The following is a 14089-nucleotide window of genomic DNA, read 5'->3' as shown; positions in this document are numbered from 1 at the left end:
TAAGGAGGAAAAGGAAATGGCAGGAGAAATGTCCGCATTGGGAATGGTTGAAACAAAAGGGTTGGTAGGAGCAGTGGAAGCGGCTGACGCGATGGTAAAGGCGGCAAACGTGAAGCTGATCGGGAAAGTGCACGTAGGTGGCGGTCTGGTGACCGTAATGGTTCGCGGTGACGTAGGTGCGGTAAAGGCTTCCACGGACGCAGGTGCCGCTGCTGCCGAGAAAGTGGGCGAGCTCGTATCCGTACACGTCATTCCACGCCCGCACGGCGATATTGAATTGATCTTGCCAAAGCTCGAAGGGTAATCCCGTATGGCAGTCATCACGGAAACATCTTTGCGAGCTATGCATAAAACAGGCATACCAAACCCCTTTCTCCTGGAGAAAGGGGACAAAATTACTCCCGCAGCGGCAGACTACTTGAAGGGAAGAGGTATTCAAGTGAAAGCGTTTGAAGAACATCAGCAGCCTTCCACCGATCAAGCTGCCCAAAGCGTGCCCGATATCCCCATCGGCGTATCCAATCGCCATGTGCATTTGTCTCCGGAGGATGTAGAGCGGCTGTTCGGAGAGGGACACCAATTGACGCCGATGCGCGATCTGTCCCAGCCAGGACAGTTCGCTTGCCAGGAAACCGTGACGCTGGTCGGTCCAAAAGGGAGCATTCACGGCGTACGCATCCTCGGCCCGGCTCGCGGAGCAACTCAGGTGGAGATTTCCCGTACGGACGGCTTCGCTCTCGGAGTGCATGCACCCGTCCGCATGTCGGGCGACATCGAGGGCACGCCCGGCATGGTGCTGGTCACGGCGAAAGGCACCGTAGTCCTGACCAAGGGCGTCATCGTCGCCAAGAGGCATGTCCATATGTCGGTCGAAGAAGCAGAGCTGTACCAGGTGCAGGACGGAGACACGCTCATTCTGGAGACACAGACGGATCGCCCCATCGTGTATCCCGACGTAGTCGTCCGCGTGAACCCTCGTTTTGCTCTGGACTTCCACGTCGACCTGGACGAAGGCAATGCCGCCAATTTGAAAACGGGCGACCGGGTAAAGGTCATCGGCAAAAACGGCCAGCTTTACTCCGGCTACCGGAGGTGAGAGCTTGATGGACATTCGAGAGATGGTCGCATCCATAACCAAAGAAATTCTGCAATCGATGAACCAGGAAAAGAAGAAACAGGCTCCGCGCGTCCTGTACGTTTTTTGCGACAGCCAGGCCCACGAAGCGTTTACGGATCATTTCATCCATCTGAAAAACCACGGCGTCTGCCACGACATCCTGTTCCTGGACGGAGAGACGTCCTCGTGGCTGGGCATGCACAAAATCGAATGCGGGGGAGCGGGGAAAATCCTCACAGCGGATGAGTATGCGCCCGCTCCGCTGGAAGTGTCGAAAGATTACGCCGGCATCGTCATTCCGGAGCTGGATCTCGACAACGCCGCCCGAATTGCTACCGGCTTGAAAGGAACCATCAAGGCGGAGATTGTCTTTTCCGCACTGGTCACAGGCAAATTCGTGATCGCGGGTTCTGACGTGCCAGGCATCAAGCGCGCGGATCGCCGTACCTTGCAGACGCTGAGCTTGCCGCCGGCCTATGAAAAGCTGTTCCAGCGCCACGTGAAGGAGCTGGAGGAGCTGGGAATCGAGTTTGCGCCGCAAAAACGGCTGGCAGAGCGCGTCGTTTCCAAACTCAAGGCACAGCTGCAAAAGGAAGAAGCGGCACCGGCCCAGCCAGCCTTGACTGCCTTGGACGAGGCCGAAGCGGTCTTTTCCGGCAAGCTGCTGACGGCGGAGTGGATTCGTTCCCAGCCGGAGCTGCGGAACACGACCCTGCACGTGAAAAAGGGAGCCATCGTCTCGCCTTTGGCTCATGACAGCATGAGAGAGCGCGGCATTACGGTCAGCTATTTGGGAAAAGGGTGAGCGCATGTTTTTGGGAAAAGTGATCGGCAGCGTATGGGCGACACAGAAGGAAGCAGGCATGGAAAATTTGAAGCTGATGGTCGTCCAGCCGATTGACTGGCGCGGCGAGGAAGGCGGACAGACCGTCATCGCAGCGGACCGGATCGGCGCGGGCATCGGCGAGCAGGTCATCGTCTCTCGCGGCACCCCCGCGCGTATCCTGTTCTCCGGCAACAGCGTGCCAATCGATGCAGTGATCGTGGGCATCGTCGACTCATTCGAGGTGCCGGGAGCATCAGGAGGAGAGGGATAGACATGGAGCAGGAACGTTCACGGGTCATCCAGGAGTTCGTACCGGGGAAACAGGTCACGCTGGCTCATGTGATCGCCAACCCTGATGCGATGCTGTACACCAAGCTCGGGATCAAGGAAGCCGGAGCCATCGGCATTTTGACACTGACGCCGACCGAGACTGCGATCATCGCAGCCGACATTGCGACGAAGGCGGCCAGCGTAGAGCTGGGCTTTCTCGACCGGTTCACGGGTTCGCTGATCGTGGTAGGGGATGTCTCGGCCGTCGAGATGGCGGTAGAGGCGGTCAATGAAGTACTGAGCCAAAAATTGCGCTTCACGCCGGCGCTGGTGACCAAGTCATGAGCAAGCGGGTGATGATCATTGGCGCCATCGAGGCGGGCAAGTCTTCTCTGGTGCGGGCCCTGTTCAACGACGAGCAGCCTGCCAGAAAGACGCAGGCGCTGGAATACCGCGACTGGCTGATCGACACGCCGGGCGAGTACAGCGAAAACCCGATGTTTTACCGTACGCTGATGGCCACTTCCCTGGAGGCGAGCATCATCCTCATGGTGCAGGACGCCACGCGAGAGAGGAATTACTTCCCGCCCGGCTTTTCGCAAGGCTTTCCGCAGCCGTGCGTGGGCGTGATCACGAAGATCGATCATCCCGATGCCGATCCTGACAAGGCCGAGGCCTTCTTGCGGCAATCGCTCGGCGACGGGGCCGTATACCGTACCTCCTCTCTCACCGGGGACGGGGTGGACGAACTGCGTGCATTCCTGGAGAAAATTGTCCAGCAATAGGCACTTTTCCACGACTGCCTGTCTGTGAGAAAATTAGGGCAATACCAATGCCATGCAGGGTGAAAAGAGGTTCGCATGTTAACCATACGGGAATTGTGCAAGCAGGCTACCACATTGAGCGACGAAGACATTCGGATCGTAGAGGATTTGGCCTCCAAGCTGCAGATCTTCGCGGATTTGTCCCAGGCGGACATGTTCATCGATTGCCCGACGGCGGACAAGAGCAGCGCAATAGTCATCGCGCAGGCTTCGCCAAGCACGGCGCGGTCCATGTACAGCGGATCGGTCGTGGGACAGCTGGCAACAGCGGTGAACGAACCAGCCGTCATGTACTGCCTGACGACGGGGAAGCCCGTCATCGGTTCCCGGGGAGTCTCCCAGGAGCAAGTCGTCATGCGGCAGAGCGTGGTCCCCATTACGAATGCGGCGGGGGAAACGATCGGAACGCTCATTACGGAGCAGGATATTTCCAAGCAGGTCGAGCAGGAGAAAAACGTCGAGATGCTCAAGGAAACGACGGAGCATCTGAGCGAGACCTTGATTCAGTTTGCTGTGCCGGATATGCCGATCTCGTCGCTGATGCACGAGGGCATGATCCTGTTTGACCAAAGCGGCGTCATCACGTACGCCAATGCAACAGCCCACAAGCTGCTTTCGCTGATCGGGCTGGAAGAGCCGGAAAAGGGAATCAGCATTGAACGCATTTTTTCCTGGCGGGTTTCTCCGGAAAACTTCGTGCGGCACGGAGGGTTCATCCAGGAGGAGCTGTCGCGAGGCAAGCATTTTATCATGATGAAAGCGGTTTCTGCCGCGCGCAAGCCCGACATCATCGGGGGAATCATTCTTCTGAGGGATATATCGGATATACGTGAGAAAGAGAAGCAGCTGATGATCAAATCGGCTGTCATCAAGGAGATTCACCACCGCGTCAAAAACAATTTGCAGACGATCGCGAGCTTGCTGCGCCTGCAGATGAGGCGTTCGCAATCGACGGAGATCGAAAAGGTGTACCGGGAAAGCATCAACCGGATCAACAGCATCGCCATCATTCACGAATATTTGGCACAGGATGGCCTGGAACAGATTGATTTCAAAGAAATTTTGACCAAAATATCGAAAATTATCGTCTCCTCTATGAGACGTTCCGAGCAAGCTATACAAGTAGTCGTGGCAGGAGAATCCGTGTACCTGCCGTCCAACAAGGCAACGTCGTTCGCCCTGATTGTGACCGAGTTGATCCAAAACTGCATGATCCACGGATTCCGCGATTTGCATGAAGGGAAAATCGCCGTGTCCCTCGTCACCAAGGACGATTTCATCAGCCTGACCGTCACGGATGACGGAGTGGGGATCGAGGACATGGAGCAGGTGCTGCAAAAAGGACACCTGGGACTGAAAATCGTGGATACTCTGGTCAAGGAAGACCTGGGGGGCACGATGCACTTCCGAAATACCGGAGGCGGTACGGAGGTGACCATTCTCTATCCGATACAAAAGGAGGATGACGATGACACAGCCGAAGATTATGGTGGTCGATGACGAGCCGATCATCCGCATGGACTTGCGGGAGATGCTGGAGAACGAAGGATATCTGGTAGTCGCCGAGGCGAAAAACGGGGAAGAAGCCGTCGAGCTGGCGCACCGTCATAAGCCTGACCTGATCATCATGGATGTAAAAATGCCCGTCCTCAATGGAATCAAGGCGAGCGGCATCATCCGTTCCTTTTCCGACAGCTCGATCCTGCTCTTGACGGCTTACAGCCAAAAAGAGCTAGTCCAGGATGCGCGCAAGGCAGGCGTATCGGCTTACCTGGTGAAGCCGGTGTCGGAGGACGACCTCATTCCCGCTGTGGAGATCGCGCTGAGCCAAAAGGAGAAAGTGGTCGCGCTCAAGAAGGATATCCACACGCTCAAGCAGAAGATAGAAGATCGGAAGACCGTGGAAAAGGCAAAAGGAAAGCTCATGAGCAGTCTGTCTCTCGAGGAAGAGGCTGCCTACAAATGGCTGCAGCAGGCAAGCATGCAACGGCGCATGCCCCTGGCAAAGCTGGCGGAGGAAATCCTCTCCGGGGAGCAGCCTATCGAGACCAACGCCTGATTAATTCAATCGCCTGAAAGGGCGATGACAAGTAGATAGCAAAGCAAGAGCAAAGGCGCTTGAATGAGTCCGGAAGCGAGAGGTCCGGCTGTTCAGGCGTCTTTTCGTTCCGATAAGAACGCCCGCCAGGCACGGAAAGGCTAGGGGGAGGTACGTATGGATGAACAATGGATCCAAAGCGTCGGCATCGACGTGGGGACCAGCACCACCAAAATGATTGTCAGCCGTCTGCGGTTGGGGCGGATGTCCAGCACCTTTTCGCTGCCGCGCTATCAGATCGTGGAGCGACAGCTGCTGTATGCGAGCGCAGTCCATTCCACGCCGCTGCTCGGGTTTGATGAGATCGACGCCGAGGGAATCGGGGCGATTCTAAAAGCCGAATACGAGCAGGCGCGCATCAGCCTCTCCGAGATCAAATCCGGCGCCGTCATCATCACAGGGGAGACGGCCAGCAAAAAGAACGCCCAGCACATCGTACACCTGCTGGCGGAGCGCTCCGGGGATTTCGTGGTGGCGACTGCGGGAGCCGATCTCGAAGGCGTGCTGGCGGGCAAGGGAGCCGGGGCCGAAAAGAGGTCGCAGGCAATCCAGGGGACGATCGTAAATGTAGACATCGGGGGCGGGACGGCCAACGCCGCTTACTTTTCCAGGGGAAAGGCCATCGCGACGGTGACCTTCCACGTGGGAGGCAGGTTGATCCGGCTGGACCCGCGAGGAACTGTCCAGTACGTGTCCCCGAATATACAGCCATGGCTTGACGCCAAGCAATTGCGGGTGGCACCCGGCCAGCAGGTGAGCGTCGAGCACATCCGGGAAATTGCCGGGGAAATGAGCCGCAGCATGCTCGATTACCTCACTGGCCGTGAAACGCAAATTTCCGGGCTGTTGGTGCTTGGCCATCATCTGCGGGAGCCGATTCCGGTAGAGGAGCTGTCCATTTCCGGTGGAGTGGGGCAGCTCATGAAGGAAGGACCGGTCCAGACGATCGCCGATGTCAGCCGGTACGGCGATTTTGGTCCGATGCTGGGGGAAGTGCTGCAGCAGGAAAGAGAGAAGGAAACCTATCCGGTGCGTTGGGTGGACCCCGAGCAGACGGTGCGGGCTACGGTGATCGGCGCGGGGATGCAGAGCACGGAAATCAGCGGAGCGACGGTGCACATCAAACCGGAGCTGCTGCCGATCCGCAATATCCCGATCCTCAAGCTGGAGCTGTCGGAGGAGCATGTGAGCGACCCGGCCCTGCTTCGACGGGAAATCGCCCAGGTGTACGATTTGGGTGCCAGGCTGTTCGAACAGACCGCAGGGGTCCCGTTTGCGCTCGCGCTGTCCGGCATCGGCTACTGTTCGTACCAGCTCTTGCAGACAATTGCACAGGAGCTGGCGGACGCGTATCGGCGCACGTTTGCCGCAAGCAAAACCATGGTCGTCATCTGCGAGACGGATATGGCAAAAGCGCTCGGGCAGGCGCTGTCCTTGCGCTGCGGGGGCAAACCTGAAATTATTTGCATCGATCAGGTGCGCGTCGAATACGGCGATTACATTGACTTGGGCGAGCCGATCTCCGGAACGATTATCCCGGTCGTCGTAAAAACGCTTGCGTTTGATGAAAGGTCTCATGAAAAGGGGTGAACGAGGGTGAATTTGAAAACGACCGTCCTCGGACAGACGTACCAATTCCGTGATGTAAAAGAAGTCTTCGCGAAGGCGAACGAAGACAAATCGGGCGACCAGCTGGCAGGCATCGCCGCTGCCGATTCCCGCGAACGGGTGGCAGCCAAGCAGGTGCTGGCGGACATGACGCTCGCGGATATTCGCAACAACCCCCTCTTGCCCGCCGAGGAAGATGAAGTATCTCGCGTGATCGAAGAAGGGATCAACGAAAAGATTTACAGCCAAATCAAAAACTGGAGCGTCGCCGAGCTGCGGGAATATTTGCTGAGCCACCAGGCCGGGGACAGCGAAATCAAGCGGATCAGCCGCGGGCTGTCCAGCGAAATGATCGCGGCGACGGCCAAGCTGATGAGCAATCTCGATCTGATCACGGCTGCAGCCAAAATTCGCAACGTCAGCCACTGCAACACCGCCATTGGCCAAGCGGGCGTGCTGGCCTCGAGGGTGCAGCCGAATCACCCGTCGGACAATGTCCAGGGCATCAAGGCGTCGTTGTACGAAGGTCTCAGCTACGGAATCGGCGACGCCGTAATCGGGATCAACCCGGTCATCGATACAGCCGACAGCGTCAAGGACATCTTGATGATGACCAAAGAAGTGATGGACAAGTGGGACATTCCGACGCAAAACTGCGTATTGGCCCACGTCTCCACCCAGATGCGGGCCATCCGCCAGGGAGCGCCTGCCGATCTGATCTTCCAGAGCCTCGCGGGAAGCGAGAAAGGCAACAAGGCGTTCGGGATCGACGTAGCGCTCCTGAACGAGGCCGACGAGCTGATGCGCAAGGAAGGCACCTCGACGGGTCCGAACTTCTGGTATTTCGAGACAGGCCAAGGCTCGGAGCTGTCCTCGGAGGCCCACTTCGGCATCGATCAGCTGACGATGGAAGCCCGCTGCTACGGACTGGCCCGCAAGTACCAGCCGTTTATCGTGAATACGGTAGTCGGCTTCATCGGACCGGAGTACTTGTACGACAGCAGGCAAGTCATCCGTGCCGGACTGGAGGATCACTTCATGGGCAAGCTGCACGGACTTCCGATGGGCTGCGACGTGTGCTACACCAACCACATGAAAGTCGACCAAAACGACATGGACAATCTCGGTATTCTTCTGTCGGCAGCAGGCGTGAACTTCGTGATCGGGGTGGCGATGGCCGACGACGTCATGCTCAACTACCAGTCGACGAGCTTTCACGACATTGCGGCTTTCCGGGAAGTGCTCGGACTGCGGCCTGCGCCGGCATTCGAGAAGTGGCTGGAGAAGATGGGCATCATGGAAAACGGCAAGCTGACGGCAATAGCCGGCGATCCGACGATTTTCATGTGACAGAGGAGGTGAATGACGGATGGAACAACAACTGGACTTTTTGGTAGACAAGGTAGTGGCGGAGCTGCAGAAAAAGCTGAGCGAAATGGCGAAGACGGCTCCGGCGCCAGTGTCTGCTGGCATCTTGGAAGCCAAACCCGCAGGGGACAGCCAAGCGCCTGAAGCGGTGTCGGAAGCAGCAGGGGGCCAAGGATGGTCCGCAGCTCCGGCGGAACCGGAGCAAAGAGCAATGATCCCCAACCCGAAGTGTAAGGAAGGTCTGCAGGAGCTGCTGGACAGCACTCCGGCACGGATCGGCGTGTGGCGTACAGGCGTCCGGCCTTTGACAAAGACCATGCTGCAGCTGAGACGGGACCATGCGGCGGCGGTCGACGCCGTGTACGGAGAGGTGCAGCAGTCGCTCCTGGACGAATTCTCGCTGTTTACGGTGGAGACGCAGTACGACAATACCGACAATTACTTGAAGCGCCCTGACATGGGGCGGATCCTGAATGAGGAAGGCGTGCGGCTGATCCAGGAGCGCTGCCAGAAAAACCCGCAAGTGCAGATCGTCGTCTCCGATGGCCTCAGCGCCAGCGCAGTGGATGCCAATCTGCGGGACGTGCTTCCATCCTTGACCGACTCGTTGAAAAGCTACGGACTATCCTGTGGCACGCCGTTTTTCGTCAAAGGCGGACGCGTGGCGAGCATGGACCATATCGGCGAAATCCTGCAGCCGGAAGTATTGGTGCTGCTGATTGGGGAGAGGCCAGGACTGGTGACCGCGCACTCGATGAGCGCCTACATGTGCTATCGTCCCCGCAAAGGAACGGTCGAATCGGATCGAACCGTCATCTCCAATATTCACAGGCAAGGGACTTCGCCCATTGAGGCGGGTGCGCACATCGGCACCATTCTGAGCAAGATGCTGGAGCAGAAAGCAAGCGGCGTGAAGCTGGTTTTGTAGCAGCTCCAAGCCCACATCGACACGAGGAGGAACTTCCATGACATTCCGCAGAAAAAAGGTTGCCGTGATCGGCAGCGGCTTTACCGGAGCCACCACAGCATTCATCCTGGCGCAAAAGGAGCTGGCGGACATCGTGCTGGTGGACATTCCGCAGCTCGAGAACCCGACCAAAGGGAAAGCGCTGGATATGATGGAGGCTTCGCCGGTGCTCGGCTTTGACTCGACCATTACAGGAACCGCAGATTACAAGGACATCGAGGGCTCCGACATCGTCATCATCACGGCAGGCATCGCCCGCAAGCCTGGCATGTCCCGCGACGATCTGGTCGCCACCAACGCGGCCATCATGCGGTCGGTAGCGGAGCAGGTCAAGACGCACGCACCGAATTCGACGGTGATTGTCCTATCCAACCCGGTCGATGCAATGACCTACACCTTCTACAAGACATCCGGCTTCCCGAAAAACCGCGTCATCGGCCAATCGGGAGTGCTCGATACCGCGCGCTTCCGTACCTTCGTGGCGATGGAGCTGAACGTGTCCGTCGAAGATGTGACGGGCTTCGTCCTGGGTGGACACGGCGACGATATGGTGCCGCTGCTGCGCTACTCTTACGCAGGAGGCATTCCGCTGGATAAATTGATTCCCCAAGAACGCCTGGACGCTATCGTGGAGCGGACGCGCAAGGGCGGCGGAGAGATCGTCAGCCTGCTGGGCAACGGTTCCGCCTACTACGCTCCCGCCGCTTCGATCGTGCAAATGACGGAAGCGATTCTCAAGGACAAGAAGCGCATCCTGCCGTCGATTGCCTACCTGCAAGGCGAATACGGCTACCACGACCTGTACCTCGGCGTACCGACGCTGCTCGGCGCGAACGGCATCGAGAAGGTCATCGAGCTGGATCTGACAGCCGCGGAAAAGGCTGCGCTGGATAAGTCCGCCGATTCCGTACGGGCGGTTATGAAAGTGGCTGTGCAATAATAGGGACTCTCCCTTCTCTCTGGTATACGCGTCGAAAATTCCGTCAACGCTAGGAGGGAAGGGAGAGTGGATGATGTTTGGAAAGAGAAGGAAACAAAAGCAAAGGGAAATACGCGGCGTCAAATTGCTGAAAGAGTTCAGAATAGGGGAAACAGTGGAAGTTTCGGTATTCCAGATGAGCAAGGCGTACAAGCCGGCCGCCCCAATTGATGATGAACGACAAGGGAAAAAAATAATGGCGCAAGGCCCTCTACTCTTTTTACACTTTCCTGTAAAATAAAGGGATAGTTGTATGCTGTAGGGGGATTTTTATTTGGATATCCAAGAGGGGCTCCGTTGGCTAAAAGCCATGCTGAAAAGAATGATCGTTCCGTTCCTACTTCTATTGCTGGGCGGATTGGTCAGTGAATCAAAAGGGATTTACGGTGTAATCATCCAGCCGTATACCTATTTTGCGCAAAAATTGATAGAATTCCAAGCTGCAGACAGTTTTACGAAGCTCTAGTTTGGGGCCGTAACTTTCCTCATGTATATAGCAGTCATTTTCTTTTATCCTTTGCTGTTCGTCAAAGACAGGCCGCAAGAAAAGAAGGCTCCCACTACATCCGAGATCATGCTTTACACGGAGGAAATTTCTGCTGCGATGGAAGTAGTAAGCCATGAGCGCAAAGGCACGACGAAAAGCGGTACAGAATTCAGCGTAGCCATCTATCGCCCGACGAATAAGATTGTTCCGGCAGACCGGGTTTCGTACACAAAAGAACAGGAAGCCGTTCTTCATGAAATGATAGAAGCTCAACGAGAGATCGCAGCAAGCGGAGACAAACCGTATGGAATTATCCGATCAATTCGGAAGTTTTTGAATAGGACCTGACAGGAAACCCCCAGAGGTTTCCTTTTTATTTGTCCCTCACCCGCTTTTGAGGGATAATGAAAGCGTAGACAAGTCGAAAGGATGAAGCCGACATGAAACTAATCGAAATCAGCAAGAGGATCCTGACGAACTGCATGGCTTTGAAAGCGGGCGAGTCTTTCCTGGTCGTCGCCGACGATGTCAAACGCGAGCTGGGCGAAGCTCTGTGGGAGGCCGGCCGGCAGCTGGGAGCCGAGTCGGTGTTCCTGGTGATGCAGGAGCGTGAAAAAAGCGGACAGGAGCCGCCTGCACTCGTGGCTGACGCGATGAAACGCGCGGATGTAGTCGTCTGTGTGACGGAGCATTCGCTGACCCATACCAAGGCGCGCAAAGAGGCGGCAGCCAACGGAACGCGACTGGCGACCATGCCGGGCATTACGGAAGACATGTTCCTGGAAGGCGCCATTGCAGCCGATTATTCGCAAGTGAAAGTTTTGACAGAGAAAGTAACCGAGCTGCTCAGCGCAGCGAGCACGGTTCGAATCGAAAAAGACGGCAAGAGCCTGCAATTTTCCATTGCCAATCGACCTGGCGTTCCGAGCACCGGTATGTACGTGAATCCGGGTGAGTCCGGCAACCTGCCGTCCGGAGAAGCGTACATCGCGCCGGTCGAAGGATCGGCAGAGGGGCAGATTTTGGTCGATGGCTCCATTTCCGGGATCGGAAAAGTGGACAGCCCGCTTCTGTTGACGGTGCAAAATGGCCGGATTACCAAAGCGGAAGGGACGACAGGCGAACGCCTCTTGCAGATCCTGGGCGAGCAGGATGGCCGCATGCTGGGTGAATTCGGGATCGGCACCAACGACAAGGCGCGCATCACCGGCGTCGTGCTGGAGGACGAGAAGGTCTACGGCACCATTCACGTGGCATTCGGCAGCAACAATACGTTCGGCGGAACGATCGTGGCAGGTGTCCACATCGACCTCGTCGTCAAGGAGCCCGATGTTTACCTTGACGATCGTCTGATCATGAAGAAAGGCCAACTGCTGGATCTGGCGTAAACGTCTCTTTTCTCCAACTGTTGCCGCGGGGGCGGAAAAAGGAGAAAACGCTGTAACTCTTGGGCCACTTGCGCGGATGCTGGACTGTCCAGCTCCATTCCAAAAGAGGAACGGCGTCCAAAAGCAGCGGTTTCAGGATGTCTCTCAAGGTTGGACACTCAGGCGTGTTCCTCTTTTTCCATTCCGCTTGGGCGGTGTCCCAAAGGCATTCGCTTTTTTCTCCTTTTTCCGGGGAGCAGCATATGCCTTGATCGGTAAACATACCAAAAGGAGCTTTCCCTTAAGTAGAATCTATACTTTCGGGACAGCTCCTTCTTTTAGCGGTGTTATTTAAACGAAGCGTACCCTTCGTCGGCCATGACGACACTGCCGTTGATCGCACTCGCTTCCGGCAAGGACAGCAGGTAGACGGAGTCCGCGATTTGCTGAGGCTGCGTCAATTTGTTGCCCATTACTTTGGCTTTCATGGACGCGAGCTGGCCGGAATCCTTGTAGCCTTGAATGATCGGGGTATCCACAGCGCCCGGCGCAACCGCGATCACTCTGATGCCATGAACGGCCAACTCCAGCGCGGCGGATTTGGTCATCATGATCACAGCTCCTTTGGTAGCGTGGTACGCGAATGTGCCTGGAGAAGCCAGGAATCCGAACACGGAAGCCGTATTGATAATGACGCCTTTGATGCCCAATTCCCTCATCTTCTTGCCGGCCGCCATGATGCCGTGGGCGACACCGTGCTGATTGACATTGATGACAGCATGGTAATGGCTCCAGTCCAGATCCGGCACGGGGGTGACGCGGCCGATTCCTGCGTTGTTGAACATGACGTCAATGCGCCCGTACGTGGCGACTGCCTTTTCTACCAGTGCTTCGACGTCTTCGTATTTTGATACGTCTGTCTGGACAAAAATCGCTTCCCCGCCAGCCGCTTGAATCATGCTGACGGTTTCTTCCCCGGCAGCCGCATTGAAGTCCGCAACCACGACCCGGTCGCCTTTTTGAGCGAACTTCAGGGCCGTTTCACGTCCGATTCCGCTGGCTCCGCCTGTAATGACCGCTACTCGTTTCTCCGTCATAGTGAATCCCTCCAGATTGGTGACGTCTTTTCTTCCCTTCTAGATTAGCACTTGTATTTATTTAATAAAATTTCGTTATAATTACTAATAATAAAGTTCTACTTAACAATAAAGGATGAGAAAAGTGAATTTGGAGCAGTTGGAATACGTCGTAGAGGTCGCCAAAACCGGTTCTCTTTCCAAAGCGGCCCAGCACTTCTATGTGTCGTTGTCGGCGGTCAGCCAAGCGGTTTCCGTCCTGGAAGCCGAATTGGGTCTCCTGATCTTTACCCGATCTCGGGGGAGAGGAGCGGCTTTGACGCCGGAAGGCCAGGTGATCGTAGCGATGGCTCAGGACATTTTGAGGAAGGTGGAGGAGCTCAAGGCCGAAGCGGCATCATACAGCAGCATCGTGAGCGGGGAGCTGCGGATCGCGACGATTCCCGGACCGATGCATCTGCTCATCGATGGCGTATCGCTGTTCAAAAAAGAGTTTCCCCAGGTGAAGATCCAGCTGTTCGAAAAGGGACCGCACGAGATACTGTCCGGATTGGCCCACAATCAGCTGGATATCGGGCTGCTGGTGCTCTCCGAAGAAGTGATCGGGCAGTATTCCCAGTTTACTTACGAAAGGCTGTTTGCGGGCAAGATCGTGGTGGGCGTGAGCAGGCATTCGCCGCTGGCGCTGGAAAAAAAGATTTCGCCGGAGCAGCTGGCGAGGCAGACGCTGGTGCTGTACGAGGACGATCAGATCATGGCGCACGTCCGCCGTCTTGAGCCGCTGTACGGAGAATTTGATATTTTGTTCACCTCCAACAATGTGCAGGCGATCCATAATGCCGTCTTGTCGGGAATAGGCGTCACGGTCGGCCTTGATTATTCCTTCAACCGGCCGCCGTCTGCGGGTGGTCAGGAGCTGGTTGCGATCGAACTGGAGCTGCCCGATGCGCAGCCGATCTATTACGGTTGGGCCAGACTAAAGGGAAAGCATGCGACCCCCATCGCCAAAAAGTTCATCGAGAGGCTTCGCATCGAGTGAGGGAGAGCGCAGCAGCCATTGCAGCAAGCAGGCGTATATTGCTGTGTGGATGAAAGTTGGGGA

Annotated in this window: 18 protein-coding genes; 17 read left to right on the top strand and 1 reads right to left on the bottom strand. The window is 56.5% G+C overall.

Going from position 1 to position 14089, the window contains the following annotated elements:
- Positions 1–16: 16 nt before the first annotated feature.
- The 16 genes from eutM to RGB73_RS29020 all read left to right on the top strand — a co-directional run bounded on the left by eutM (position 17) and on the right by RGB73_RS29020 (position 11932).
- Positions 17–304 (top strand): ethanolamine utilization microcompartment protein EutM, encoded by a 288-nt coding sequence (eutM, locus tag RGB73_RS29095; RefSeq protein ID WP_005827515.1) that lies wholly within the window; start codon positions 17–19, stop codon positions 302–304.
- A 6-nt stretch (positions 305–310) separates the two neighbouring features.
- Positions 311–1096 (top strand): phosphate propanoyltransferase, encoded by a 786-nt coding sequence (pduL, locus tag RGB73_RS29090; RefSeq protein WP_310767147.1) that lies wholly within the window; start codon positions 311–313, stop codon positions 1094–1096.
- Positions 1097–1103: 7 nt separating this feature from the next.
- Positions 1104–1922 (top strand): hypothetical protein, encoded by an 819-nt coding sequence (locus tag RGB73_RS29085; protein ID WP_310774601.1) that lies wholly within the window; start codon positions 1104–1106, stop codon positions 1920–1922.
- Between the two features lie 4 nt (positions 1923–1926).
- On the top strand, positions 1927–2214 hold the full coding sequence (locus RGB73_RS29080) for a EutN/CcmL family microcompartment protein (protein WP_310767144.1): 288 nt from the start codon (positions 1927–1929) through the stop codon (positions 2212–2214).
- Positions 2215–2216: 2 nt separating this feature from the next.
- Positions 2217–2558, top strand: a complete 342-nt coding sequence (locus RGB73_RS29075; RefSeq protein WP_310767141.1) for an ethanolamine utilization microcompartment protein EutS — start codon at positions 2217–2219, stop codon at positions 2556–2558.
- On the top strand, positions 2555–2998 hold the full coding sequence (locus RGB73_RS29070; RefSeq protein WP_310767138.1) for a EutP/PduV family microcompartment system protein: 444 nt from the start codon (positions 2555–2557) through the stop codon (positions 2996–2998). The genes RGB73_RS29075 and RGB73_RS29070 overlap by 4 nt, the downstream gene beginning before the upstream one ends.
- A gap of 75 nt (positions 2999–3073) precedes the next feature.
- Positions 3074–4537 (top strand): sensor histidine kinase, encoded by a 1464-nt coding sequence (locus tag RGB73_RS29065; protein ID WP_310767135.1) that lies wholly within the window; start codon positions 3074–3076, stop codon positions 4535–4537.
- Entirely contained in the window at positions 4500–5096 is a 597-nt protein-coding gene (locus RGB73_RS29060; protein ID WP_463675648.1) for an ANTAR domain-containing response regulator, read from the top strand. The genes RGB73_RS29065 and RGB73_RS29060 overlap by 38 nt, the downstream gene beginning before the upstream one ends.
- 156 nt (positions 5097–5252) lie before the next feature.
- Complete coding sequence (locus RGB73_RS29055) at positions 5253–6725, top strand: ethanolamine ammonia-lyase reactivating factor EutA (protein ID WP_310767128.1); 1473 nt, start codon at positions 5253–5255, stop codon at positions 6723–6725.
- A 6-nt stretch (positions 6726–6731) separates the two neighbouring features.
- Entirely contained in the window at positions 6732–8093 is a 1362-nt protein-coding gene (locus tag RGB73_RS29050) for an ethanolamine ammonia-lyase subunit EutB (protein WP_310767125.1), read from the top strand.
- A 19-nt stretch (positions 8094–8112) separates the two neighbouring features.
- Positions 8113–9039, top strand: a complete 927-nt coding sequence (eutC, locus tag RGB73_RS29045; protein ID WP_310767122.1) for an ethanolamine ammonia-lyase subunit EutC — start codon at positions 8113–8115, stop codon at positions 9037–9039.
- Between the two features lie 37 nt (positions 9040–9076).
- Positions 9077–10018 carry a malate dehydrogenase gene (gene mdh, locus RGB73_RS29040; RefSeq protein WP_310767119.1) on the top strand — a complete coding sequence of 314 codons (942 nt, stop codon included), beginning with the start codon at positions 9077–9079 and terminating at the stop codon, positions 10016–10018.
- 66 nt (positions 10019–10084) lie between these two features.
- The gene (locus RGB73_RS29035; RefSeq protein ID WP_310767116.1) at positions 10085–10228 is read left to right on the top strand and encodes a hypothetical protein; all 144 of its coding nucleotides are present in this window, start codon (positions 10085–10087) and stop codon (positions 10226–10228) included.
- A gap of 103 nt (positions 10229–10331) precedes the next feature.
- The gene (locus tag RGB73_RS29030; RefSeq protein WP_310767114.1) at positions 10332–10523 is read left to right on the top strand and encodes a hypothetical protein; all 192 of its coding nucleotides are present in this window, start codon (positions 10332–10334) and stop codon (positions 10521–10523) included.
- Between the two features lie 21 nt (positions 10524–10544).
- Positions 10545–10892, top strand: a complete 348-nt coding sequence (locus RGB73_RS29025) for a hypothetical protein (RefSeq protein ID WP_310767111.1) — start codon at positions 10545–10547, stop codon at positions 10890–10892.
- A gap of 92 nt (positions 10893–10984) precedes the next feature.
- On the top strand, positions 10985–11932 hold the full coding sequence (locus RGB73_RS29020) for an aminopeptidase (RefSeq protein WP_310767108.1): 948 nt from the start codon (positions 10985–10987) through the stop codon (positions 11930–11932).
- Positions 11933–12258: 326 nt separating this feature from the next.
- Here the strand turns inward: RGB73_RS29020 and RGB73_RS29015 are convergent, their stop codons facing one another.
- Entirely contained in the window at positions 12259–13008 is a 750-nt protein-coding gene (locus tag RGB73_RS29015; protein ID WP_310767105.1) for an SDR family NAD(P)-dependent oxidoreductase, read from the bottom strand.
- A 115-nt stretch (positions 13009–13123) separates the two neighbouring features.
- Between RGB73_RS29015 and RGB73_RS29010 the strand changes: the two genes are divergently transcribed.
- The gene (locus RGB73_RS29010) at positions 13124–14026 is read left to right on the top strand and encodes a LysR family transcriptional regulator (RefSeq protein ID WP_310767103.1); all 903 of its coding nucleotides are present in this window, start codon (positions 13124–13126) and stop codon (positions 14024–14026) included.
- The last annotated feature ends 63 nt before the right edge of the window (positions 14027–14089 follow it).

The organism is Brevibacillus brevis (assembly GCF_031583145.1).
Classification (GTDB): Bacteria; Bacillota; Bacilli; order Brevibacillales; family Brevibacillaceae; genus Brevibacillus; species Brevibacillus brevis_E.
The sequence above is the reverse complement of the archived record's forward strand: the minus strand, read 5'-3'. Positions and strand labels throughout refer to the sequence as shown.